This is a genomic window from Actinoplanes oryzae (assembly GCF_030757795.1).
Lineage (GTDB): Bacteria > Actinomycetota > Actinomycetes > Mycobacteriales > Micromonosporaceae > Actinoplanes.
Genome location: NZ_JAUQWH010000057.1, coordinates 14,083 through 38,569, shown reverse-complemented (window position 1 = coordinate 38,569; position 24,487 = coordinate 14,083). Strand labels below are relative to the sequence as shown.

19 protein-coding genes are annotated in these 24,487 nt (G+C 73.1%); 11 read left to right on the top strand and 8 right to left on the bottom strand.

Annotation, left to right across the window (positions count from 1 at the left end):
• Positions 1–139: 139 nt before the first annotated feature.
• The gene (locus RBH18_RS19970) at positions 140–1,096 is read left to right on the top strand and encodes a hypothetical protein (RefSeq protein WP_306209975.1); all 957 of its coding nucleotides are present in this window, start codon (positions 140–142) and stop codon (positions 1,094–1,096) included.
• Positions 1,097–1,135: 39 nt separating this feature from the next.
• Complete coding sequence (locus tag RBH18_RS19965) at positions 1,136–1,939, top strand: PrsW family intramembrane metalloprotease (RefSeq protein ID WP_306209972.1); 804 nt, start codon at positions 1,136–1,138, stop codon at positions 1,937–1,939.
• A 93-nt stretch (positions 1,940–2,032) separates the two neighbouring features.
• Here the strand turns inward: RBH18_RS19965 and RBH18_RS19960 are convergent, their stop codons facing one another.
• Complete coding sequence (locus RBH18_RS19960; protein WP_306209970.1) at positions 2,033–2,905, bottom strand: helix-turn-helix transcriptional regulator; 873 nt, start codon at positions 2,903–2,905, stop codon at positions 2,033–2,035.
• A 129-nt stretch (positions 2,906–3,034) separates the two neighbouring features.
• Between RBH18_RS19960 and RBH18_RS19955 the strand changes: the two genes are divergently transcribed.
• The 6 genes from RBH18_RS19955 (at position 3,035) to RBH18_RS19930 (ending at position 9,067) form a co-directional block, all read left to right on the top strand.
• On the top strand, positions 3,035–4,030 hold the full coding sequence (locus tag RBH18_RS19955) for an aldo/keto reductase (RefSeq protein WP_306209968.1): 996 nt from the start codon (positions 3,035–3,037) through the stop codon (positions 4,028–4,030).
• 105 nt (positions 4,031–4,135) lie between these two features.
• Positions 4,136–4,450 carry a hypothetical protein gene (locus RBH18_RS19950; protein ID WP_306209965.1) on the top strand — a complete coding sequence of 105 codons (315 nt, stop codon included), beginning with the start codon at positions 4,136–4,138 and terminating at the stop codon, positions 4,448–4,450.
• Between the two features lie 70 nt (positions 4,451–4,520).
• On the top strand, positions 4,521–5,567 hold the full coding sequence (locus tag RBH18_RS19945) for an aminoglycoside phosphotransferase family protein (protein WP_306209963.1): 1,047 nt from the start codon (positions 4,521–4,523) through the stop codon (positions 5,565–5,567).
• Positions 5,564–7,738 carry a lanthionine synthetase LanC family protein gene (locus tag RBH18_RS19940; RefSeq protein WP_306209961.1) on the top strand — a complete coding sequence of 725 codons (2,175 nt, stop codon included), beginning with the start codon at positions 5,564–5,566 and terminating at the stop codon, positions 7,736–7,738. Before RBH18_RS19945 ends, RBH18_RS19940 begins: the two co-directional genes overlap by 4 nt.
• The gene (locus tag RBH18_RS19935; RefSeq protein WP_306209959.1) at positions 7,735–8,052 is read left to right on the top strand and encodes a hypothetical protein; all 318 of its coding nucleotides are present in this window, start codon (positions 7,735–7,737) and stop codon (positions 8,050–8,052) included. Before RBH18_RS19940 ends, RBH18_RS19935 begins: the two co-directional genes overlap by 4 nt.
• Positions 8,045–9,067 carry a methyltransferase gene (locus RBH18_RS19930; protein ID WP_306209957.1) on the top strand — a complete coding sequence of 341 codons (1,023 nt, stop codon included), beginning with the start codon at positions 8,045–8,047 and terminating at the stop codon, positions 9,065–9,067. The genes RBH18_RS19935 and RBH18_RS19930 overlap by 8 nt, the downstream gene beginning before the upstream one ends.
• A 54-nt stretch (positions 9,068–9,121) precedes the next feature.
• On the opposite strand, the gene RBH18_RS19925 is transcribed toward RBH18_RS19930, so the two are convergent.
• The gene (locus RBH18_RS19925; RefSeq protein WP_372338948.1) at positions 9,122–10,345 is read right to left on the bottom strand and encodes a multidrug effflux MFS transporter; all 1,224 of its coding nucleotides are present in this window, start codon (positions 10,343–10,345) and stop codon (positions 9,122–9,124) included.
• Positions 10,346–10,705: 360 nt separating this feature from the next.
• On the bottom strand, positions 10,706–12,358 hold the full coding sequence (locus tag RBH18_RS19920) for a beta-1,3-glucanase family protein (RefSeq protein ID WP_306209953.1): 1,653 nt from the start codon (positions 12,356–12,358) through the stop codon (positions 10,706–10,708).
• Positions 12,359–12,607: 249 nt separating this feature from the next.
• On the opposite strand from RBH18_RS19920, the gene RBH18_RS19915 reads away from it, so the two are divergent.
• Positions 12,608–13,468 carry an EamA family transporter gene (locus tag RBH18_RS19915; protein WP_306209951.1) on the top strand — a complete coding sequence of 287 codons (861 nt, stop codon included), beginning with the start codon at positions 12,608–12,610 and terminating at the stop codon, positions 13,466–13,468.
• Positions 13,469–13,747: 279 nt separating this feature from the next.
• Here RBH18_RS19915 and RBH18_RS19910 read toward each other — a convergent pair whose 3' ends face one another.
• Genes RBH18_RS19910 through RBH18_RS19900 form a run of 3 tightly spaced genes read right to left on the bottom strand, consistent with a single transcriptional unit; the run spans position 13,748 to position 18,097 of the window.
• A complete protein-coding gene (locus RBH18_RS19910) occupies positions 13,748–15,217 on the bottom strand; it encodes an ATP-binding protein (protein WP_306209949.1) in 1,470 nt (489 codons plus the stop codon).
• Between the two features lies 1 nt (position 15,218).
• Positions 15,219–16,877 carry an FAD-dependent oxidoreductase gene (locus RBH18_RS19905; RefSeq protein ID WP_306209947.1) on the bottom strand — a complete coding sequence of 553 codons (1,659 nt, stop codon included), beginning with the start codon at positions 16,875–16,877 and terminating at the stop codon, positions 15,219–15,221.
• 29 nt (positions 16,878–16,906) lie between these two features.
• The gene (locus RBH18_RS19900; RefSeq protein WP_306209945.1) at positions 16,907–18,097 is read right to left on the bottom strand and encodes an NAD(+)/NADH kinase; all 1,191 of its coding nucleotides are present in this window, start codon (positions 18,095–18,097) and stop codon (positions 16,907–16,909) included.
• 181 nt (positions 18,098–18,278) lie between these two features.
• Between RBH18_RS19900 and RBH18_RS19895 the strand changes: the two genes are divergently transcribed.
• Together RBH18_RS19895 and RBH18_RS19890 are read left to right on the top strand one after the other, a co-directional pair.
• On the top strand, positions 18,279–19,790 hold the full coding sequence (locus RBH18_RS19895) for a ricin-type beta-trefoil lectin domain protein (protein ID WP_306209943.1): 1,512 nt from the start codon (positions 18,279–18,281) through the stop codon (positions 19,788–19,790).
• Between the two features lie 151 nt (positions 19,791–19,941).
• Positions 19,942–22,989 carry an MXAN_6230/SCO0854 family RING domain-containing protein gene (locus tag RBH18_RS19890; protein ID WP_306209941.1) on the top strand — a complete coding sequence of 1,016 codons (3,048 nt, stop codon included), beginning with the start codon at positions 19,942–19,944 and terminating at the stop codon, positions 22,987–22,989.
• A 17-nt stretch (positions 22,990–23,006) separates the two neighbouring features.
• Here the strand turns inward: RBH18_RS19890 and RBH18_RS19885 are convergent, their stop codons facing one another.
• Both RBH18_RS19885 and RBH18_RS19880 read right to left on the bottom strand, forming a co-directional pair.
• Complete coding sequence (locus RBH18_RS19885; RefSeq protein ID WP_306209939.1) at positions 23,007–23,513, bottom strand: mycothiol transferase; 507 nt, start codon at positions 23,511–23,513, stop codon at positions 23,007–23,009.
• A gap of 122 nt (positions 23,514–23,635) precedes the next feature.
• A complete protein-coding gene (locus RBH18_RS19880; protein ID WP_306209938.1) occupies positions 23,636–24,484 on the bottom strand; it encodes a hypothetical protein in 849 nt (282 codons plus the stop codon).
• Positions 24,485–24,487: the final 3 nt, after the last annotated feature.

The following is a 24,487-nucleotide window of genomic DNA, read 5'->3' as shown; positions in this document are numbered from 1 at the left end:
GCGAGGGAAAACCCATGTGACGCCTCGCACCTGCGGACCGGCGCAACGCGGAAAGCGAACGCGCGTTGTGCTGGCGAGGAATCTGGGAAAGCCTGGACACCTGAGTGGCTCGACGTGCCGGGGAGGGTACTGAAGCTGCATGACCGTCCGTGACGAACGGCTGAGGTTGGCGGACCGCGGCCGGGACATCACAGTTCGCTCCGCCCGTCCGGTGCCCCTCGACCCCCCGAGGAACGCCGGCGAGCTGCCACGCTATCTGCGTGCGCTGCGGCGGCTCGCGGACGCCGATGACCTGGCTGCCGCGTACGCGGGTTGCACGCTGGCCCGCGACGTGGCTGCGCGCGAGGACGACCAGGCCGGCCTGGCCACTGTCTACTCCCAGCGTTCCTCCGTGGCGCGGCGGCTGGGGGAGCTGCCCGCCGCCCAGCGCGACGCGGAGGCCGCCGCCGCGCTGCCGCCGCTGCCGCCCGGCGCCGCGGCGCTGCTCACCTCGCGCCGGGTGGCCGTCCACCTGGACCGCGGCGAGATCGACCAGGCCGAGCGGCTGATGACCGACGCCGAGCTGCCCGACGAGCCGGAATATCTGCTGCTGCGCTATGTCCGCGGCCGGCTGCACCTCGAGGCCGGCCGGCCGGGGGAGGCGCTGGCCGACCTCTATCGCTGCGGCGAGCGGCTGGCGGTGCGCGGCTCCGACCATCCGGCCGTCCTGCCGTGGCGCTCGGCGGCGGCGGAGGTGCTCGCCCAGCTCGGCGCGGGGGAGGCGGCCGAACGCCTGCTCGCCGAGGAGATCGCGCTCACCCGGCGGCACGGGCTGGCCTCGGCGCTCGGCCGCGCGCTGCGGGTGCAGGGCCGGGTCACCGCCGGGCCCGCCGGGCTGGCGGCGGCCGAGGAGGCCGTCCGCATCCTGCACGGCACCCCGCGCCGCTTCGAGCTGGCGACGGCCCTGGTCGATCTCGGGGCGCTGCTGAACGCGGCGCGCCGCCGGCCCCAGGCGCGGCGCATCCTACGGGACGGGCTCGAACTTGCCCAGAAGTGCGGCTCGCCCGCGCTCGTCGAGCGCGCCCAGCAGCTCGTCCGCGGGCGGACAACGCGCTGACGGTGGCGCCGCACGCCCCCGTGCGGGAGGATCCGGTCCATGCGTGATCTCTCCCGCCGCTGGGCGTGGTTCGGCGTCCTCGTCGTCGGCCTGGCGCTGTACGTCGTCGTGCTGCGCACTCTGGTGCACACGCAGAACCCCAACTTCGTCCCGGCGCTGCTCCTGCTCGGCGCGACGGTCGTGCCCCTGGCGTTCCTGACCTTCGCCCAGGCCCGCACCGGCCACTGGCAGGTGCCCGCGTCCGCCCTGGTCACGGCGGCCTTCTTCGGCGGCGTCATCGGCGTGGTCGTGGCCGGCACGCTGGAGTACGACGCGCTGCGCGGCCTCGGCGCGCTCCCCATGCTCTTCGTGGCGATCATCGAGGAAGCCGCCAAGATGATCGTCCCGGTGATCCTGCTCTTCGTGCTGCTCGCCCGGCACGGCCGCCGCCTGCCCTCCGACGGCCTGGTCATCGGCGTCGCGTCCGGCATGGGCTTCGCCGCGCTGGAGACCATGGGCTACGGCTTCACCGCGCTGCTCAGCTCGCAGGGCAGCATCGGCGCGGTGCAGGAGACGCTCTTCGTGCGCGGCCTCACCGCCCCGGCCGGCCACACGGCGTGGACCGGCCTGACCTGCGGCGCACTCTGGGCGCTCATCGCCACCCCGACCGGCAAGAAGGCGCTGGCCTTCGTGGGCACGTTCATCGGCGCGGTCGCGCTGCACACCGCCTGGGACACCTTCGGCGGCACGATCCCGTTCATCATCCTGGCGATCATCAGCCTCGGCTGGCTGTTCGTCGCGCTGCACCGCTACCGCGCCTTCGCCGAGCACACCCAGTGGGCCCCGCGCGAGCTGGTCGTCTGAGACCTTCATGCGACGAATACGCGTACCGCAGACCGAGCGTGCCTACACCGCGGCCTCGCTGCCGCGGCACGCCTTTGCCGCGAGCGTCCGGGCTCAGCTGCCGTCCCCGGCCGCCAGGGTGCGCTCGTCCCCCCTGGGAAACTCCTCGACGCCGACGACCCGCAGCAGCTCCAGCCGCTCGCGGGCGTCGGCGTCCGCCGGGGTGAGCACCAGCAGCTGCTGCCGCAGGTCCGGCGTGACCAGCGTCTCGCAGTCCATCAGCACCGGCCCGACCCGCGGGTGCACGAAGGTCTTCCGGTCCGACCGCCGCACCTGCACCTCGTGCCCGGCCCACAGCTCCCGGAACTCCGCACTCGCCGCCCGCAGCCGCTCGACCAGCCCCGTGACCTCGGGGTCCCCGCCCCGCCGCCCCGCGACCGCCCGCAGGTCGGCCACCAGCTGCCGGGCATGGCGGGCGCGCTCCTCCGGCAGGTGCATGGTGCCGATCCCCGGCTCGGTGAACCACCGGTAGACCAGATAGCGCCGGTCGCCGGCGAACCCCGTGTGCTGCCCGGCGAGCAGCACGTTCATCCTGTTCTGCGCGAGCACCTCGCCGAGGTCGGTGAGCACCATGGCCGGGTTGTCGCCGACCAGGTCCAGCATCCGCAGCAGCCCGGCCCGGGCCAGCCGGGCGGTCCCGTCGGCGGGCGGCGGCTGGTGCCCGGCCAGGTGGAACAGGTGGGCCCGCTCGTCGTCGGAGAGCCGCAGCGCCCGGGCCAGCGCGCCGAGCAGCTGCGTCGACGGCTGGCTGCTGCGCCCCTGCTCGAGCCGCACGACGTAGTCGACCGACATGCCGGCGAGCATGGCGACCTCCTCCCGCCGCAGGCCGGCCGTGCGCCGCCGGCGTCCGTCGCCGATGCCCACCTCGGCCGGCCGGATCGCCTCCCGGCGCCGCCGCAGGAAGTCGGCGAGCTGCTCACGCTGCATGAACCCATGGTCTCTCCCCGGCCGCCGCCGAGACAGGGAGAGCCGCTCCCACGATGAGCGCTCCGCTCCCGCCCCGGCTCGTGACGGCGCACCGTGGTCACCGACACCGACTCTCACGAGGAGACCACGATGCAGACCCGCACCCTCGGCACGGCCGGCCCCGCCGTCTCCGCCCTCGGCCTCGGCGCGATGGGCATGTCGAACGGCGTCTACGGCCCGAGCGACCGCGCCGAGAGCATCGCCACCGTGCACGCCGCCCTGGACGCCGGCGTGACCCTGATCGACACCGGCGACTTCTACGCCTCGGGCCACAACGAGCTGCTGCTCGGCGAGGCGCTGCGCGACCGCCCGCGCGACAGCTACCTGCTGAGCGTCAAGTTCGGCGCGCTCATGAGCCCCGGCGGCTACCCCGGCGTGCAGGACAACCGTCCCGCGGCCCTGAAGAACTTCCTGCTCTACTCGCTGACCCGGCTGGGCGTCGACCACATCGACATCTACCGGCCCGCCCGCCTCGACCCCGCCGTCCCGATCGAGGACACCGCCGGCGCCATCAAGGAGCTGATCGACGCCGGCTACGTCCGGCACCTCGGCCTCTCCGAGGTGGGCGCCGACACGATCCGCCGCGCCCACGCCGTCCACCCCGTCGCCGACCTGCAGATCGAGTACTCCGTCCTGTCCCGCGGCGTGGAGGCTGCCGTGCTGCCGGTGCTGCGCGAGCTCGGCATCGGCATGACGGCGTACGGGGTGCTGGGCCGCGGCCTGATCGGCGGCCACTACACCCCCGGCAAGGCCCAGCCGGGCGACAACCGCCACCGCATGCCGCGCTTCGCCGAGGGCAACATCGAGCACAACCTCGCCCTGGCCGACGCCCTGCGCCGGGTCGCCGAGGCCCGGGGCTGCACCGTCGCCCAGCTCGCCATCGCTTGGGTGGCCGCCCAGGACCCGGCCATCGTCCCCCTGGCCGGCATCCGCACCCGTACCCGCCTGGCCGAGGCCCTCCCCGCACTCGACCTGACCCTCACCCCCGCCGACCTCACCGAAATTACCAAGGCAGTCCCCGCCGGCGCCGCCCGCGGCGACCGCTACCCGACCCCCATGATGTCCACCCTCGCCGTCGGCAACTGATCCGCGCCGAAATCTGTATAGGCGGCTGTGTAGGTCGTGGTCATAGCTTGTCCCCGTCCCCGCGACAGGTCCGGACCGGGGCCTCTTGCCCAGGAAGGGAGAACCATGACCACCCTCACAGCGCCGATCAGATCCGAGGAAACCTACGACACCGCGATGGACGCGATCTCCGCGTCGTTCCGCGCCATGCGGGAAGCGCCGGCCTTCGACGAGTCCGCTCAGGCCTTCCTGCGCGGCGATGTCGACATCGACACCGCCTTGGACGAGATGAACGGCTTCTTCCAGGGAGCGATGACCGACGGGATCGCCGATCGGGAGCGGATCGTCGAGCTCACCAAGCGGATGGAGACGATGTGCGGCACGCCGTCGATCCTGATCACGCTCACGTCCTGCACCCTCATCCTGAGCTGTAACTGCTGATCCCGACCCTTTCCAGCCGAGCAGCTGTGCGGCTTCTCCGCGACCTCGACCACGAAGGGCGGCCGGATCCATGAGGGCACTGATCGACTTCGCACCGGGAGGTGCACAGCTGCTCGACGCCAGGGGAACGGTCGACCATCTCGTGGCGCGCGGCCTGATATCGGCGGAGACCCTGGTCAGCGCCGGAGTGACCGTGACCGACCGGTCCAGCCGCTGCCGTACTTACGTCGTCCGTACAGGGCCCTCCGGATTCGTGGTGAAGCAGGGCACGAACAGCGAGACCGTGCAGTCGGTCCGCGACGAGGCTGCCACCTACAGTCGGCTCGGGAGCGTCGTGCCCGTTCCGTGCCTGCGTTCCTTCCGGGACGGGTGCCTGGTCACCGACTGGGTCCCCGGCTCCACGCTGGCCGGCAGCATCGAGCGTGACCCCCGTGCGCACGCCGCGCGGGCGCCGGAGCTGGCGGGCATCCTGGCCCGGCTGCACGGCAGCGGCCCGGACCCGTCCACCCTGCCGCCGGCGCGCCCCTCGGCCGTGTTCCTGCTGGCGCGGCCACCGCTGGCCGCCTTCCAGTTCCACAGTCACGGCTCGCACCTGCTGACGCGGCTGATCCAGGCCGACGAGATGCTCACGGCCGGGCTGCTGTCGCTGTCCTCGCGGTGGCGGGCGAGCAGCCAGATCCACAACGACGTACGCCCCGAGAACATCATCGAGACCCCGGGCGGCGGGCTCGTCGTCATCGACTGGGAACTGGCCGGGCGTGGCGATCCGCGGTGGGACCTCGGGGCGCTCGTCGCCGGGCACGTGATCGCGTTTCTGGAGGACGCGGACGTCTGGGCCCGGCCCGCAGCCGACCGGCACCGGGCGGACAGGCTCGGCGCTCTGCACGCCGTCGTGCGGCGCGTCCTCGACGCCTACCAGGAGGGCGGCGGTTGCGTGGTGCCGCCGGTCGACCTTGTCCAGTGGGTGGCGGGCCGGATGGTGCTGACCACCATGGAGCGGTGCTCGGCGGCGCCCTCGGTCTCAGCGGCGTGCCGGCATCTCCTGCAGGTCGCGGCAAACCTGTTCCGCCGTCCCGAAGCCGGCGCTCAGATCTTCCTCGGGGTGCGGCAGCCGTGACAACCACCCGCAGCCTGGCCGTGATCGAGCCGGAGGCGCCCGAGCTCGACGACCTCGCCACCCGCGTACGCATCCATACCGACTCCAGCATCTCCTGGTACGACGAGACCGTCGTTCCCGCGCCGGAGGTGACCGGCGATCTGGTGCCCGAGGCGCTCCGGTCGTACCTGGCCGATCTTCTCTACTCCGCGTACTACGTCTTCGGCGCGCCGCGGCCGCTCTCGGCCGCCGACAGATCGTCACCCGCCCTCAGCGGGAACGCCGGCCTTGTCCGCGAACTGCTGGAGGCCCACCGTGGCGAGCGCTCCTGGCTGCCGTCCTTCGAGGAGGTCACCGACACCGAACTCACCCTGTGGGGCGTTCGTTTCCTACGCCCAGGGCCCACTTCCGGAGACCACGATCACCGGCTGCCCACCGCACTGCCGATGCGCTCGCCGGGTCATGTCCTCTTCATCGGGGACCGAGGGCCCGGCTCGACCGGCTCCGGCACGACCCGGCTCTACTGGAACGTCTGCCGGCGGGGCGGTCCCGGGCTGGTCGCCGCCCTGACCGCGGCCCTGAACGACCAGGGGGAGCCGTTCCAGTTCAAGATCGCACACAGCGGTACGGTCTGGCCCGAGCGTGCCGACGTCGCCGTGCTCTACCTCCCGGCCGCTCGCATGGCGGCGCAATGGGGCACCCTCCTCGCTGTCCATCGGAAGGTCCGTGCCGACCTGCGCCCGTGGACACCGGCGTGCACCCGGCGGATCGCACCCGGACTTGCCCTCGCCGACGACCCGCCGGGCGGATTGAGCTTCGGCCAGACCGTCTCCCGGATCCTCGCCAGGGGACTCGTCGACGACCATCTGCGCAACGGTCCCCGGTCCACACCCGGAACGCGGGTTCACCACATGCGCCGTGCCCTCGCCGAGAGCGGCCGACCCGTCGGCTCGACCCACCTCAACCCAGGCGCCCCCCGGTGGGATCCGGTGTTGCCCGACGAGGCCGGCCCACTTGCTACCGCCACGGATCCCGCGGTGTACACCGGCGGCGACGGGACAACCGCCCAGCACGCCGAGCGGATCGCCGACCTGCTGGCCGACCTCGCTGTCACCGCGAGTCAGGGCTGTACCTGGCTCTCCGTCAGCACCGGCACCGACGATCCTGCGGAACTGAGCACGGTCGGCCCGGAGCTCTACGACGGGCTGTCCGGGATCGCGATGTTCCTGGCGCACGCCTCCGTCGTTCTGGGCAGGCACCGGCACGCCGAGATCGCGGGGTCGGCGGCGTACACCGCGCTTCGGCACCTTCCCGGCCTGCAGCACCGGCACGGCCTCTACGGCGGACAAGCCGGTGCGGCCGCCGCGGTGGCCGAGATCGGGCGGACCCTCGGCCATGGCGATTTGCGGGACGCGGCGGTCACGTACCTGCTGAACGCCGTGAGTCCCGGCGACGATGTGCCCGATCACGACCTCGTCTACGGCATCTCCGGCACTGTGCTGGCCTACTGCTGGGCAGCGCAGTCGGCGGGCCCGGGAAAGGCCCGCGGGCGCCTGCTCGATCGGGCTGCCGGGTACGGCCGGCAACTGGCCGCCCGTGGCCTGGATGCGACACAGGTGCCCGGCCTGGCGCACGGACCCTCCTCGACCGTGCTGGCCTTGTCCGAGCTCAGCCACCGTCTTGGCGGAGTGGCGGATCTGGACCGGGCGGCGGCCGCGGCGGCCGACCACGAGCGCCGCTTCCTGGACCGGGCAGCCGGGAACTGGCCCGGGGGTCCGTCGGGAACCGGGGAGTCCCGGTTCCACTGGTGCTACGGCGCGCCGGGGATCGCGGTGGCGCGGCTGGTGTCGGCGGAACGAGCGGTGGCGACCGGGGACCTGGCCACGGCGGTGTCCGCACTGCACGAAAACGGTGCCCGCTTCGCCGGGCCGTCCGCCGACCCGTCCGCGTGCCATGGCAAGCTCGCAGTCGCCGGGGCCGCGGAGCTGACCAGCAACCTCACCGGACTGCCGGCCCACTTGCTGACCGAAGCCCTCGAGCACTACACCGCCGCCGGAGTGGTGCGCACGGCACCGGGTCTGATGACCGGCGCCGCCGGGGCGGGTCTGCTCGCCCTGCGCATGTGCGCTCCCCGGGACGTTCCGTCTCCCTTGTATCCCTTGTTGCCACGCCGTGGAAAGGACGCATCATGACCCAGGTCGAAGGACAACAGTTCGAGAAGCTCGTGCTCGCCCGGCTCAAGGAGGAGACGGCGACCATTCCCGGCATCGAGCGGTTCGTCGGTTCCGCCCGAGGCTACGTCCACGGGGAGATCGCCTTGGAGGACGCGACCCGGCAGATGATGGAGTTCTTCGACGGCGACCTGATCGGCGGCTCCGACCACCGGCAGCGTCTCGTGGAGCTGGCCAAGCAGCTCAACCCGCGCTACGGGACCGTGTCGGTCATGATCCTGACGTTCATGACGTGCAGCCCTGTCCTGTCCTGTGCCGGGTCGTGCGGTGAGTGAGGACGAGCCCGCCGACCTCGCGGCCGTCCGCCGGCTGCACGCCCTGAGCGACCTGGTCACGCCGATGGCGCTGCGCGTCCTGGTCTCGCTCGGGTTGCCCGGCCTGTTGCGCGACCGGCCCCGTACGGCCGCCGAGCTGGCGCGGCTCACCTCGACTGACGCCCGCATCCTCACCGGGATCCTCGATCACCTGGCGTCCCGCGACGTCGTGCGGGCCGGGCCGGACGGCCGCTACCGCCTGACCGTGCTCGGGCGGGCCGCCTGTGACGCGCCCGGCCCCTCGCCGCAGTCCTGGCTGATCGGCTCGCTGCGCCTCGGCACGTTGAGCGGCGACGTGAACCACAGCGTCGTCGCACTGCTCGACGTCGTGCGCTCCGGGCGCACCGGCCTGGAGGAACAGCACGGTGAGTCCGTGTGGTCCCGAGTGGCTCGCATGGATCTCGGCGAGGCGCGGACAGTGTTCGGGCACCGGACGCCGGTCGTGGATTTCGCCCCGATCGAGAAGCTGATCCGGGCCCGGGCACCACGCACCGTGTGCGACGTCGGCGCCGGCACCGGCCGACTCGCTCGCGAGCTGCTGAGCCGGGACCTGTGCGCGCACTGCGACCTGGTCGATCTCGCGCCGATGAGCCGGCTGGCCGGGGAACAGCTCGACGGCATCGACCCGGGGCGTTGGCGTATCCATGAAGCCGACTTCATGACCGGCCCGCTGCCCCCGGCCGACCTGCACGTGCTCTGCGACGTGCTCGCCGACTGGCCCGACGAGGACGCCGTCCAGCTGCTGGGTGTCGTTGCGAAGGCCGGTCCCGCCGTGCTCGTCACCCAGCTGGTCCTGCCCAGCCGCGCCGGTGACCTGTTCGATCCGACCGCGGGCCGGCTGCGCCTCGACATCGAGATGGCCCGGCCCACCCGGACGGTCGAGGATATGTGCGCGCTCGCGACGGCCGCGGGACTGCGGCCGGTCTCGGAGGAGACCACGGCGCTGCGCAGCGCCGTACTCCTCGAGGCTGCCTGAGCCGACGAAGGCCCGCACTCGTCGAGAGTGCGGGCCCCACGCGTGATCGAGCGGTCAGTGAGCGACCACGACCGCGCCCTCGGGGCGCTCGGCCGGGAGGGTCCACGGGCGGACGACCAGCGCGAGCACGATGTTCGCCGCGACCATGCCGCCGGCGATGACCGTCGACATGCCGACCGCGTCCGAGCCGAGCAGGCCGACCAGCGGTGCCGACACCGCGCCGATGCCGAACTGCACCGCGCCGAGCAGGGCCGCCGCCGTGCCGGCCGCCTCGCCGTGGCGGGACAGGGCCAGCGCGGGGGCGTTCGGCAGGGCCAGGCCCGTGGCGGCGAGGACCAGCCAGAGCGGGACCAGGATGCCGAAGATTCCGCCGAAGTCGAGCGCCGCGAACAGCAGCAGCACGAGCCCGGCGACGGCGCCCGCGGCGAGCGCCGTGACGAGGATCTGGGCGGGGGTCCACCGGCGGAGGAGCACGACGTTGCACTGGGTGGCCAGGATCAGGCCGACCGCCCCGGCGCCGAAGACGAAGCCGAACTGCTGCTCCGACATGCCGTATTCCTGCTGGAACACGAAGGACGAGCCGGAGACGTAGGCGAACATCGCCGAGAAGGCGAGGCCGGCGACGAGGATGAGGCCGATGTACGCGCGGTCCTTGAACAGCCGGCCGTAGTCGCGCAGGGTCCCGGCCACGCCGCCGTTGCGCCGGCGCTCGGGGGCCAGGGTCTCGGGGAGGCCGAGGGCGGTGACGGTCAGGATGGCGACGCCGAAGAGGGCGAGGACCACGAAGACGCCGCGCCACGAGGTCCAGCCGAGGACGATGCCGCCCAGGGTCGGGGCCAGGATCGGGGCGGCGCCCATGACGAGCATCAGGCGGGAGAGCAGCTTCGCGGCGGGCAGGCCGGTGAACAGGTCGCGCACGACCGCCATGGCGATGACGGCGGCGGAGGCGGCGCCGAGGCCCTGGAGGATGCGCAGCGAGCCGAGCACGGCCAGGTTGGGCGCGATCACGCACAGGACCGAGGCCAGGATGTGCACGGCGACGCCGGCGAGCAGCGGGCCGCGGCGGCCGACCGCGTCGGAGAGCGGGCCCATCAGCAGCTGGCCGAGCGCGAGACCCGCCAGCGTGCCGGTCAGCGTGAGCTGGATGGCCGCGTCGGTCGTCTGCAGGTCGGTCACGATCGTCGGCAGGGCCGGCAGATACATGTCGATGGTGAGCGGGCCGATGGCGATGAGGAAGCCGAGCACCAGCACGAGCCGCACCCGCGCACCCGTCGACATCAGCTCCCCGGGAGTCTGGCCGGCCTGCGGGACAACCACGGCCTCACGGTCGGGCGCCTGGGTCATGAAACATCCATCCGTCGTCGGTACTGTGCCGAGGGCATGCGTATGCATGAGGCACACAACCCCTCACCACGTCGACAAGACCAGACCTGCAGGCTGCATTCCCGCGTTTGCGCTTTTCGTGGGCGCCGTCACAAATCAGGAAAAGCATTTATTACGTACGCGTAAAACCGTTCCACGTCCCGGTAAATGACTGGACAAAAGCAGCCGGCGCGCCTGTCCCCCGTGGGCAGGCGCGCCGGCTCGTCTTCGGCGGGCGGCGCAGCCGCCGCCAGACGGCGGCGGCTGCGGGACCGATCAGAACGGGCTCAGCACGATCCCGGCCTGGCGCGGGTCGCCCGAGTGCACGAGCGACTCCTGGTTCTGCACGTCGTCGAAGGCGAACGCGTACGCCTTGCCGTCCTTCATCTGCTCGTGGATGACCTTGGCGTAGTGGTTGGCCGGCTCGCCCTGGTAGAAGTCGGCCGCCCCGCCGCTGGGCTGGGTGTCGAGCGTGCCGAGCGTCGTGCGCTGCATCGCGGCGCAGAGCGTGCGGGCGATCGGACCCACGACCAGGTCGTTCGGGGCGCCGAGCGCGCCGTCGCAGCCCCACACGTTCGCGGTCGACGGCTTGGTGAAGGAGGCGACGGTCTTGCCCGAGCCGTCGGTGAAGTTCATGACGTTGCCGCTGGTCTTGCCGAAGAACTTGGTGTTCGGCTGGTCGCCGAAGGGCACCACGGTCAGCGTCTTCGACGTGTACGCGTTCCACGCCCTGGTGATGTACGGGTCGAGGTAGGTGGCGCTCATCAGCCCGGCGTCGGCCGCCTTGCCGGGGGCGAGCACGCGCAGCACCGTACCGTCGGCGCGGGTGACCACGCTCTTGGCGAAGTCGGGCTGGGCCTTGATCTGGTCGATGACCTTCTGCCGCCCGCCGTCCTTGACCTCGCCGGTCTTCAGGGTGACCCCGTCGCCGCCCTGCACGCTGACCACGTGCGGCACCGCGAACATGTCGACCTGCGAGCTGTTGAGCCAGAGGCCGGAGTCGTTGAGCGTGAACTCGCTCCAGTCGAAGAGGATGTCGTGGTTCGGGTCGCCCGACGCCCACGGCGCCGGCTGCACCAGGCCGTCGGTGGTGAGCCGGAAGTCCAGCTTCTTGCCGAACGACATGTAGAGCCGGCCGGACAGGTTCTTCGGCATCTTGATGGTCTTGCTCGACCCGTTGCCGGGGCCGGCGATCGACACGTCCGGCGCGGGCACCGGCACGGAACCGCCGCCCGTCCACTGCGTGAACGCCCCGTCGGCGTTGACGTAGCCGAGCTTGCCGGTCGTCAGGTTGGTGCCGAGCACGTACAGGTAGACGGCGTCGGAGCGGCCGGTGTCGTTGGTGACCTTGACCGGCAGCAGGCTGGAGGCCGGCGGCACGCTGGTGTCCTCGGCCGGCTTGGTCGCCGGTGCGGTGGTGGGCGTCTTCGAGGTGGGCGCCGCGGTCGGCGCCTTCGTCGTCGGCGCCACGGTCGGCGCGGTCGTGGCCGGCTTGGTGGGGGCGACGGTCGGCGCGGTCGTGCTGCCGCCACCGCCCGAGCCCGCGCACGGCTGCCCGTTGATCAGGCAGTTGATCGGCGTGGCGCCCGAGCCGACGAAGCCGAACGAGACCTTGCCGTCGCCCGGGACGTTCCCGTTCCAGGCCCGGTTCGTGAACGTCCGGTGCTGGCCGCTGGCGACCATGTCGGCCTCCCAGTAGCTGCCGATCGTCGCACCCGCGGGCAGGTCGAACTCGACCTTCCAGGAGGACATCGCGGACGAGGCGCCGTTGGTGATCGTCACGTCACCCTGCCACCCGGTGCCCCAGTCGGACGTCTTGGTGAAGACCGCGGTCGTGGCGGCCGCGGACGCCGGCAGGGCGATCCAGGCGGTCCCCGCGGCGGCCACCACGGCGGCTGCGGAGAGGATCAGTGTTCGCTTGCGACGCATCAGGGGAACTCCGGGGATGACGGGGGACGGTCACGGCCGGATCGAATTATTGAGGTCCCCGTGCCGACCAGGCGTTCGTAAAGATCATCATTAAAGTTCGGCAAAGCCACTTCGCCCGGTCTTGCGGTGAAATGCCGGAATATCCGCGACGGCCTCGTTAAGGTCCCCCGGGCCGTATCGGCGACCCCGGGAGCTGGACGTTGTCCGTATGTCGATCCCCTGTCCATGATGCCCGTCGTTACTTTCCCTGTGACGTGGGAGCTGGGAGTGGCCGGACTGGCGGCGCTGGCGTGGGGTGGATCGGACTTCCTGGCCGGCCTCGGGGCGCGCCGCGTCAGCGTCCGTACCGTACTGATCGGATCGAAGGCGACGGGTGCCGTCCTGGCGGTCCTCTATCTCCTGGCCCGCCCCGGCCCGCTGCCGCACGACGCCCGCACGATCCTGGTCGCCGCGGCGGCCGGCCTCGTCGGCGTCCCGGCGATGGCCCTCTTCTACCTGGCGATGCGGGACGGGCCCTTGGCGATCGTGACGCCCGTGGCGGCCGGTGCGGCCCTGGTCCCCGTCGCATGGGGCTTCGGCCACGGCGAGCATCTCGACGCCCTGGGTGTGGCCGGCGCGGTGACCGCGCTCGCCGGCATCACCCTGGCCAGCCTGCCGGCGACGAGCACACGGCCCCGGGCGGCGGCCACCTTCCGGGCGACCCTCTGCGCGGCGGGGGCGGCGCTCGGCTTCGGCGCGTACTTCGTTCTGCTGCACGAGGCCGCCCCGCAGGACCCGTACGGTGCGACGGCCTGCGCCCGCATCACCGGCGGCCTGGTGATCCTGCTCTTCGTGCTGCTCCGCCCGGCGCCTGCCAGACCCGTCCCCGCCGATCGGCGCTGGACGATCTGGCTGCTCCCGGCCGCCGTCGGCGTGTCCGACACGCTGGCCGACGGCGCGTTCGCCCTCTCCGCGACGGGCGGCGCCCTGGGCACGGCGGCGATCCTGGCCTCGCTCTATCCCGCGGTGACCGTGGCGCTCAACGTCACGCTGCTCCGCGAGCACCTGCCACGCGTGCACCTGCTGGGCGTCCTCAGCGCCCTCGTCGCCGTGGCCTGCCTGGCCCGCTGACCCCGCCCGTCGCCGCAACGAGGGCGCGGCGACGAGTCGACGCGAATCCGCTGCCCCACAACGCCCGCCCCGCGCGGACGACCCGCCCGCCGGACAGCGCCGGCCAGGCACGGGAGGCTGAAGCGGACCGGGCCGGCGGACCGAAGCGGACCGGGGCTGAGTCGGACCGGGGCGGTGGGGCCGAGCCGGACTGGGGCGGCCGGGGCTGAGTGGGTCGGGGCGCTGGGGCGATCGGCGGCGCGGAGGCGGGATGCCGGCAAGCCGGGGTGGAGCCGCCCCTCAGCGCGACGGCGGCTCGGCGATCGGCAGCTTCACCAGGAACCGCGTGTCACCCGGCTGCGACTTCACCACGATGTCCCCGCCGTGGCCGTTGACGACGATCCGGTAGGAGATGTCCAGCCCGAGCCCCGTGCCCTCGCCCACCGGCTTGGTGGTGAAGAAGGGCTCGAAGACCCGCTTGCGCAGCGCCTCGTCGATGCCCGGCCCGGTGTCGCCGATCGAGACGATGACGTGGTCGTCGGTCCGGAAGGTCTTGACGGTGAGCGTGCCGGCGCCGTGCATGGCCTGGACGGCGTTGTCGATGATGTTGGTCCAGACCTGGTTGAGCTCGGCGGGGTGGGCGGGGACCTGGGGCAGCGACCGGTCGTAGTCCTTGACGACCTTGACCCCGTCGCCGATCTTGTGCCCGAGCATGACCAGCGTGCTGTCGATGCCGGTGTGCACGTCGATCCACTGGTGGGCGGCCCGGTCCAGCTGGGAGTACTGCTTCGCCGCGGTGACCAGCGACGACACCCGGCCGGTGGCGTCCTCGATGTCGCTCATCAGCTGCTCGGTCTCCAGCGCGTAGCCGATCCAGTGGATCGCCTGGTCGAGCAGCTCCGGCGTGCCGACGCGGGCCTCGATGTCGTCGAGGCAGTCGATGTCGAGGCCGCCCTGGGCGAAGACCGGCGCGAGGTCCCAGGCGCCGGTGACGTTGCGCTCGTCCATCCAGTCGCCCAGCTCGTCCTCGCGGTCGGCGGCCTGGATCGCGGTCAGCGCGGGCGCCTTGGCGGCCCGCTCGATGACGTCCTCCTGCAGCTCGACCAGGGCGTCGAGGCGGTCGGGGGCGACCTTGCCCGCGGCGAGCATGCCCAGCTTGTGACGCATGCCGGCGACCCGCTGCCGCAGGGCGCCGGTGGCCCGGGAGGCGGCCGCGGCCGGGTTGTTCAGCTCGTGCATCAGGCCCGCGGACAGGGCGCCGAGCGCGACGAGGCGCTGCCGCTCGTTGATCCGGGCCTGCTGGTTCTGCCAGCCGAGGGCCAGCCCCTCGAGCAGGTGGATCGCCATCGGGAACCACTCGCGCATCATGAAGCCGAAGTCCTCGGCGCTGAGCACGAAGAAGTCGGCGTCGTCGAGGGCGCGGGTCGAGGCCGGGTACTTGCGCTCGACGCCCTCGTCCCTGATGTACGCCTGGGTGGCGCCCATGTAGACGCCGCGCTGCTCGGTGCGGCTAGTGCGCACGTCGTCCTCGCCGATCCGGCGGCTGAGCGCGATGGTGCCGCTGAGCAGGACCAGGAAGAGCTCGGCCGGGTCGCCCTCGCGGAGCACGAGGGAGCCGGCCGGCGCGTGCATGGTGCAGCCGTGCTCGGCGAGCCAGGCGAGCTGGTCGTCGGTCAGCTTCTCGAAGAGAAAGAGCGTCCTGAGCTCGGCGGGGGAGAGCCGCCCGGGCTCGCAGGGCGCCAGGACGACGGATTCGGCGACGTCGCTCATCTCACTGTGCCTCCAGATAGCGATGGACCAGCGTGACGGCCATCGCGCCCTCGCCGACCGCCGAGGCCACCCGTTTGACCGAGTTGGCCCGGACGTCGCCGGCGGCGAAGATGCCGGGAACACTGCACTCCAGGTAGAACGGATCGCGGTCCCGATCCCATCCCGCCGGACGGGTGCCGTTCGAGAGCAGATCGGGACCCGTGTAGACGAAGCCCCGCTCGTCGCGTGCCACGGCCGTGCCGAGCCAGTCGGTGCGCGGCTCCGCCCCGATGAAGATGAACAGGTAGCCGCACTCGACGCTGGCCTGCGAGCCGTTCTTGCTGTCGCAGATCGTGATCGCCTGCAGGTGCCCGTCGCCCTCGGCCGCGACGACCTCGCACCGGGTGCGCACGTGGATGTTCTCCACCTGGGCGAGCTGCTGGATCAGGTAGTAGGACATCGAGGCCTCGAGCGAGTCGCCGCGCACGAGCAGCGTGACGCTCCGCGCATAGCGGGAGAAGAAGAGCGCCGCCTGGCCGGCGGAATTCGCCCCGCCCACGATGTAGACGTCGCTGCCCGCGCAGGAGGGCCCCTCGGTCGACGCCGAGCCGTAGTAGACGCCGGAGCCGGTGAGCTGCGCGATGCCGTCGGCGGCCAGCGGCCGGTACGCGACCCCGGTGGCCAGCACGATCGAGTGCGCCGAGATCTCGCCGCCGTCGGCGAAGGTCAGGGTGCGCGCGGAGCCGTCCGCCCGCAGCCCGGTGACCTCGCGCGTGTTGAGCACCTCGGCCTCGAACTTGCCGGCCTGCCGCCGCGCCCGGTCGGTGAGCTGCGCGCCGGAGATGCCGTCGGGGAAGCCCAGGTAATTCTCGATGCGGGAGCTCTGCCCGGCCTGCCCGCCCACCGCCTGGCGCTCGACCAGCAGCGTCTTGAGGCCCTCGGACGCGCCGTAGACCGCGGCGCCCAGCCCGGCCGGGCCGCCGCCGACGATGACGAGGTCGTAGAACTCGCGGGTCGGGCTGGTCGAGAGCCCGGCCACCTCGGCGACCTCCGACGTGCTCGGCTGGCGCAGGGCCCGGCCGTCCGCGGTCACGACCAGCGGGATCGCCTCGGGGCCGACCGAGGCGGCCTCCAGCAGGCGGCGCCCCTCGGGCTCGTCCGCCGAGAACCACTTGTAGGGCACCAGGTTGCGCGCCAGGAAGTCGCGGATCTGGTAGGACGGCTCGCTCCACCGGTGCCCGACGACGCGGATGTCCTCCACCTCGCGGTCGCCGGTGGCCTGCCAGGCGTCGAGCAGCGCGTCGATGACGGGGTAGAGCTTCTCCTCCGGCGGGTCCCACGGCTTGAGCAGGTAGTGGTCGACGTCCACCACGTTGATCGCCTGGATCGCGGCGTCGGTGTCCGCATAGGCGGTGAGCAGCGCCCGGCGGGCGTTGGGGAAGAGGTCCATCGCCTGCTCGAGGAACTCGATGCCGTTCATCTGGGGCATCCGGTAGTCGGCGAGCATCACGGCGACCCGGCCGCCGCGCAGCTTGATGTCGCGCAGCGCCTCGAGGGCGTCGGCGGCCGAGGAGGCCCGGATGATCCGGTGGTGCTCGCCGTAGCGGCGGCGCAGGTCCCGGGCGATGGCACGGGACACCGAGGGGTCGTCGTCGACGGTCAGGATCGCGGGATGGCCCATGAGCAGTCCTCAGCCTGGGGGGATCGCGGTCAGACTTCGATGGTGTTCTCGACGCGGGGCTGCGGCGGGGCCGCGAGCACGTCGGAGTATTCGGGGTGGCGGTCGAGCCAGCTCGTGACGAAGGGACAGGTGACGGTCACCGGGGTGCCCCGGCGGCGGGCGTCGAGCAGCGCGGCGGCGGCCAGCCGGCCGCCCAGCCCGCGCCCCTCGAAGGCCTGGTCGATCTCGGTGTGCGCCAGCTCGACGCCGGCGCCGTGCCGGCGATAGTGCAGCGCGCCGGCCGGCTCGCCGCCGAGCAGCACCTCATAGCGGGACCGCTCGAAGCTGTCCACCACGACCGCGTCCTCCGGGTCGCCCGCGCTGACCTGGGCGCTGCCCTCGACCCGCAGCTTGCGCCGGGCCCGCTCGTAGAACGAGGTGCGCCCGAACCGGATCACCTGCGCGGCGCCCGGCACGGGCTGGATGCGCAGCTTGTCGCCGGCCTCGGCATAGCCCTGGATGATGCCGTCGACCTCGATGGCGAGCCGGCCGCTGGTCGCCGCCACGTCGAGCTCGAGCTGCTCGTCGGGCGACAGCATCAGCGAGCGGTTGAACGACGAGTGCGCGGCCGAGGCGCTGACCAGGATGCCCTCGACGTTGGGCGAGACGATCGGGCCGCCGGCCGAGAAGCTGTAGGCGGTGGAGCCGGTCGGGGTCGCCACGATCACCGCGTCGGCGGCATAGCGCACGAAATTGCTGCCCTCGACGTTGATGCCGATGTGCGCGAGGCCGTCGCCGGGCACCCGGACCATGGCGATGTCGTTGAACGCCGACACCTCCTTGCCGTCGGGCAGCACCGTGCGGACCGCCGTGCGCGCCTCGATGGTGAAGTCGTGCTCGTCGATCGAGGACAGGGCGCCGGCCAGGTCGGGCAGGTCGACCTCGGCGAGGAAGCCCAGCCGGCCGACGTTGACCCCGAGCACCGGCGTCTTGCGCCCCTCGACCAGCCGCATCGTGCGCAGCATCGTGCCGTCGCCGCCCAGGCTGACCAGCAGCCCGGCCCGCTCGACCATCTCCTCGGCCGAGACGGCCTCGGCCTCGCAGTCGATCCGGTTGATCTCGTCGTGCAGCCCGAGCACGGTCACGTGACGCGAGGCCGCCCAGCGCACGATGGCTTCGATGGCCGACCCGCAGTCGCGCCGCGGGTGCAGGACGAGCCCCACAACCTTGACCATGCCCATGCGTCACACCCCTGCTCGTCGGAATCTCGTCGTTCAGCCTTGCACGTCGGCGGGGCAACGGCGAGGGTGCGTCGTCGCGCCTGGGGACAACGCTTCTTGACATAACCTTTACAAATCGACAAACTCCGATAGCGAGAGCGCTCTCCGTCCCCGTCTTCCCTGATCAGCGGAGGGATCCCCCATGCTCCACATCCGCAGGACAGTGGGCGTCGCCGTGACGGCGCTCACCTTGATCGGCGTCGTCCCCGGCGTGAGCCAGGCGGCGCCCGCCCGCCCCTTCGACCTGGACCCCGGCATGGTCGCCGCCCTGCAGCGCGATCTCGGGCTCGACGACGACCGGCTCGCCGCGCGGCTGGCCACCGAGGCGGCGGCCCCCGTGGTGCAACGCCGGCTCGCCGCGGTGCTCGGCGACACGTACGCCGGGGCCTGGATCGCCCCCGGCGCCGATCGCCTCACCGTCGCCACTACCGACCCGTCCCGTGTCGCGCGGATCCGCGCCGAGGGAGCCGTCCCGAAGCTCGCCGAGCACAGCGCCAAGGACCTGGCGAGGGCGAAGGAGGCCCTGGACCGGACCCGAGCGGACTCCACGATCCACAGCTGGTACGCGGACAGCACGCGCGACAGCGTTGTCATCACCGTGGCCCCGGGCGCCGAGCCCGCCGCCCGTACCTTCGCGGCCGCCGCAGGCGTCCCGGACGTGACCGTCGTGGCCTCTGCCGAGGCCCCGCGCACCGTCTACGACATCCGGGGCGGCGACCAGTACGTCATCAACGGCAACACGCTCTGCTCGGTCGGCTTCTCCGTCGCGGGCGGCTTCGTCAGCGCGGGCCACTGCGGCGGCGTCAACAGCCCGACCCTCGGCAACAACAACGTCGCGCAGGGCACGTTCGCCGGCTCGTCGTTCCCGGGCAACGACTATTCCTTCATCCGTACGAACGCCAACTGGACACCCCAGCCCTGGGTCAACAACTACGCGGGCGGCAACGTCCTGGTCGCCGGCTCGCAGGACGCCGCGATCGGGAGCTCCATCTGCCGCTCCGGGCGTACGACCGGCTGGCGCTGCGGCACGCTGCAGGGCCGCGACGAAACGGTCAACTACGCGCAGGGCGCCGTGCAGGGACTGAGCCGGATGAGCGCGTGCGCCGAGCCGGGTGACTCGGGCGGCTCGGTCATCTCCGGCAACCAGGCGCAGGGCGTCACGTCCGGCGTCACGGGCAACTGCACCTCCGGCGGCACGACGTGGTTCCAGCCCGTCAACGAGATCCTGGGCGTCTACGGGCTGAGCCTCACCACCTCCGGCGGCGGCAGCAGCACGAGCGCCGTGGTCAGCAACCTCAACAGCAAGTGCATCGACGTCCCCAACTCGAACTTCTCCGACGGCGTACTCGTCCAGATGTGGGGGTGCAACCAGACCAACGCGCAGCGTTGGACCTTCGTCAACGGCACCCTGCAGACCCAGAACAACAAGTGCCTCGACGTCGCCTGGGGCTCCACGGCCAACGGCGCCGCGATCCAGATCGTCGGCTGCAGCGGCAACCCGGCCCAGCAGTTCGTGCTCTCCGCCGCGGGCGACCTGGTCAACCCGCAGGCCAACAAGTGCGTGGACATCAAGGACAACAACGCCGGCGACGGCGCTCAGCTCCAGCTCTGGGACTGCGCCGGAACCGCCAACCAGAAGTGGCGCCGCGCCTGAAATTCAATCGTTCCGCCGCCCACCGCTCCGTATAGTCCGTCCTCAGCGGTGGGCGGCTCCCCGCGGCGCTTCCTTCTCACACCTCACTCTGGATGACCAGCAGCGTCGCCACTCCCCGCCCACCGCGCTTTCTTCGGGGGAGGACCGGACCATGGACGCTGTCGCCGCTGTGCTCGTACGCCGCACCGCCCAGGTCACCCTCCCCGAGCACCCGGACCCGGCACCCGCCGACGGGCCGGCCTGGGTGTCGGCGCTCGAGGCCGACCTGGCTCGCCGGGGCCGGCTGCTCGGCGCCGCTCTGCGCACGGCGGCCGCCGCCCTCCCGCCCGCCGTCCGCACGGCCTGGGCCGACTGGCTGCTCGCCACGCTGGACGCCGAGGTGGGCGCCGACCGCGACCTGACCCCGCTGTTCCGGCTCTTCCCCGACACCCCGGCCGACCCCGACGCGCTGTACGTCCAGCGCCTGGTCGTCCACCTCCTCGCCACCCCGGACCTCCCGTGCGTCCTGTGCGGCCGGGAGAACGCGGCCGTCCTCGACCCGTGTGGTCACGTGGTCTGCCGCGACTGCTTCCCGCCGGCGGAGTACAGCGCGTGCCCGATCTGCGGCCGCCGCCTCACCGCCGGTCAGCCCTACCTGCCCGGTCCCACCGCCGTCGAGGAGCTGCGCGACGTCACTCCGGTGCGGCTGGTCGTGCTCACCGTCGCCCCGGCCGCAGCGGCCGCCGCGGTGCGGGACGAGCTGGTGGCCCGCCCGTCCGCGCTGGGCGAGGGCGACCTCGCCGACCTCGCGACCCTGGTTCGCGCCACCGCGCCCGGCACCCTCGACTGGCTCCCGGACACCGTGCCCGCGCGGGAGACGCTGGCGTCCGTCGTCGCGTGGGCGCTGCGATCGGCAGCGCCGGGCCCGGACTTCGCGCGCGTGGTCGAGCAGGCTTCGGCGCGCTGGACGACGGCGACCGACGCCGCGCGCACCCTGTGGGCCTGGTCCGGCGGCGATCCGGGACTGATTCTGCCCGCCCGGCCGGCGACCACCGGACCGCGCGAGCACTGGCGGCCCGCCGACGAGCCCGCGGTCACCGCGGCCGGCACGCGGGTGCGCGCGATCCCTCGTGCGCTGCGCCGGGCGGTGCTCGCCCACCTCGACTCGTGCGGGCCGGTCGCGGCCGCGGAGGATCTGCGGCGGCATCCGGTCGTGTGGAAGCGTCTCGGCGAGCGCCTGCACCCGTACGAGCGTCCGGCCGCCCACCCCGGCGCGGCCGTCGCCTTCGCCGCGCTGCGGGGCACCCGGGCGACGGCGGACAGCGCGCTGGGCCGGGTGCTCTCGGCGGCCGGCCGGCGGCATCCCGAGCGCCTCGTCGCGGTCACCGCCGCCGACGGGACGATCACCATCCGGGTACGCACCCACGCCGCCCTGGTCGAGGAAGCGCTGGCCGGCGGCGACCCGGCGGCGGCGCTGAGCCTGCTCGCCGAGCGCCCGGGCGACCTCTGGCGCGCCCTCGACCACCTGCTGCGCCGCGCCACCGGCACGGACGACGGCGTGCTCACCGCGGTCACCGATGCGGCCCGCGCGGCGGCGACCCGGGTGTCGCCGGTCGTGCTCGCCACGGCCGCCGCGGAGATCGCCGTCCGGGACGTCACCGTGCCCGCCGCCGCCGAGCAGCTCGCCGCCGTCGAGCAGGCCCGGGCCGCCGCAACCGCCCGGCGCCGCGCCGCCCGGTCCGCGCGCCTCACCCGCTCCGCCGGGAACGCCCGCTCCGCCGGGGACGCCCGCTCCGCCGGGGACGCGGTCCCGCCGCTGAGCGAGCCGGTCGGCCTGCTCTCCCGAGCCCTGACCGACCTCCGCAACCGCCTGAGCCCCGGCACCCGGGCCGCGGAAGCAGCCGGCACCCAGGCCGCGGAAGCAGCTGGCACCCGGGCCGCGGAAGCAGCTGGCACCCGGGCCGCGGAAGCAGCCGGCACCCCGGTCGCGGAAACGGCCGGCGCGGCGGGCGTGGACGGGATCGGGCGGCCGGAGGAGGGCACGCCACGCCGCGTCTTCTTCCCGCGCGGCAACGCCGTCCGCAGCTGGACCGAGCCCGAGCGCCGCACGCCCCTGCCCGCCGCGGTCACCCGTACCGTGCGGGGGATCGCCGACGACGAGCTGTGCCGCCGCGCCGGCGCCGGGGAGCGCTTCGACCTCGCGGTGCTCGACGCCGAGCTGGCCGGGGTGCCGGCGCCCATGCGCGAGCGGGCCGGCTCGGCGCAGCTGGCCGGCTGGCCCCGCGGCAGCGTGCGGGACCTGCCCGGCGACGAGGTGCTGCGACTCTTCCTGCACTGGGAGGACGCCGGGAGCACCCGGGTCGACCTCGACCTGTCCGCCGTGTTCTTCGACGCGGCGTGGCGGCGGGCCGGGCACTGCGACTACACGCGCCTGCGGTTCGCCGAGTCGGCCGCCGTGCACTCGGGCGACTTCACGTCCGCGCCGGCTCCGCTCGGAGCGACCGAGTTCCTCGACCTGTCGCTGCCCCGGCTCGCGGACGCCGGCGTGCGCTGGGTGGTGCCGACGATCCTCAGCTACAACGACGTGCCGTTCGAGCTGCTCGGCGAGGCGTTCGCGGGCTTCACCGCCCCCGCCGGCCCGGGTGCCCGCTTCGAGCCGGCCCGCGTCGTGCAGCGCTTCGACCTGCGCGGCGACAGCAAGGCCCAGCTGCCGATGGTGGTCGATCTCCGGGACCGCCGCCTGCTCTGGGCGGACCTCAGCCTGCCCAGCCACGGGTACGCCCACAGCGTCGCCACCCACGGCGACCGCCTCGCCCGCGCGGCCGCCGACCTGTGGCACCACTTCACGTCCGGCTCCCGTGCCACCCTGCTCGACGTGGCCGCCTGGCACGCCGCCGCCCGCGCCGACCGGGTCGTGGTGCGGCACGCCGACGGCACGTACACGGAGGCCTCCTCGGTGGACGACATCCGCCGCGCGGCGGGTCCCCGGTCCGAGGCGCCGGAGCAGGCGGATAGCCGGGTCGAGGCACCCGAGCAGGCGGATAGCCGGGTCGAGGCACCCGAGCAGGCGGGTCGTCGCGTGTTCGCCGCAGCCGTGGACGCGGTGCCGCCCGGCGGGGCGGCCGAGGGCTCTGTCGCCCTGCTCGTGACGGGCAACGCCCCGCAGCCGTGGCAGACCGTCCGCGCCGGCGACCTGCTGGGCCGCCTGACCGTGGACTGAACCAGCACCCCGGCGGCCTACCGGACCAGCAGCCCACGCACGTACGCCGCCTGGCCCACGTGCTGCGTGTCGTCGTCGAGCACGCTGACCAGCCGCACCCCGAGCGTGACCGGCGGGTCCCAGCGCTCGTCGACGACCCGGTCCAGGTCGGCCTCCGAGATCCCGCGCAGGTAGGCGATCGTCCGGTCGTGCACGGCCCGGTAGTAGGCGACGAGCGCCTGTCCGTCGCGGGGGCGCACGGCGGCGACCTTGGCGGCGTCGTGGCCGTACCCGGTGTCGTCGGCGTCGGGCTTGCGGCCGAAGCTCTCCGCCCAGTCGCCGGAGACGTAGACCTGGTCCCGGCCGAGCAGCTCGGACACGTGGTGGTCCTGCACGCGGGTCAGGTGCCACACCAGCCAGCCGACGGTGTTGGCGCCGGGCTCGGGCCGGGCGGCGAGCTGGTCCGCGCTGAGCCCGTCGACGGCGCCCTCGACCAGGTCGGGGAGGCGGCCGAAGGCCTCGATCAGCAGTTCGCTCACCTTCATGACGGGTGACTCCTCCCGGTGGTGCGGCACGATCCGACGAGCGTCTTACCCACGCGGTGCCCGGGAAACGCCAACGGCCGGGGTCCGCAGTGCGAACCCCGGCCGTCCGGTGTGCCTGCTGCTCACTCCGTCGCCGGAGCCTCCTGCTGCTGCACGTCCTGCTGGCCCGAGCCGTCCGTGCCGGTGCCGTTCTCGCTCGTGCCCTGCTGGGTCGAGCCGGAGTCCGTCCCGTCCTGCTGGGTGTCGTCCGGGGTCGTCGGCGCGTCCGTCGTCGGGGTGTCCGTCGGCTCCTCCTCCGCCGGCGACGAGCCCTCGTCCGAGCCCGGCGAGGTGCTCTCGTCCGGGTCCGGCGACGAGGTCGCATCCGGGTCGGGGGTGTCCGTCGAGTCCGGCGTGGCCGACTCGGCGGGCGCCGGGTCCTGCTCCTCGTCCGTGCTGTCCGAGCTGCCCTTGAAGGTGCTGGTCAGCGTCGAGCTGCCGCTGGTCTGCTTGCCGGTGGTGATCGTGGTGAGCGACTCACCCGCCATCGCCTCGACGGCGAAGATGCCGCCCATGGCGACGATGAACGCCGCTGCCGCCCCGATGACCACCGTCTTCCAGCGGACGCTGCGCCGCGGGCTGCCGCCGTACGCCGCACTCGCCGCGGCGGGCGTCGTGTCGGCGGCGGGCACGGTGTGGGCGGGGTTGTCCGCCTCGTCCGCGGCCGCGACCGGCGGGGTGCCGATCGCCGCCGGCGCCCGCACGAACGTCGGGGCCACCGACTGCAGAGTCCTGGTGCCGCGCTTCAGGGAGTTGTTGAAGATCTCCGTCCCGACGGAGCCGACCACACTGGCCAGCGCGGCGCCCGCCAGGGTGCCGGCGACTCCCAGGAAGGAGCCGAGCACCGCGGCGGCCACGGCGGCGAGCGTGCCGGCGATGACCTTGCTGATCTGGATACCGGACCAGAGCTTGTCCGGTTGAGCCTGGCTCATGTC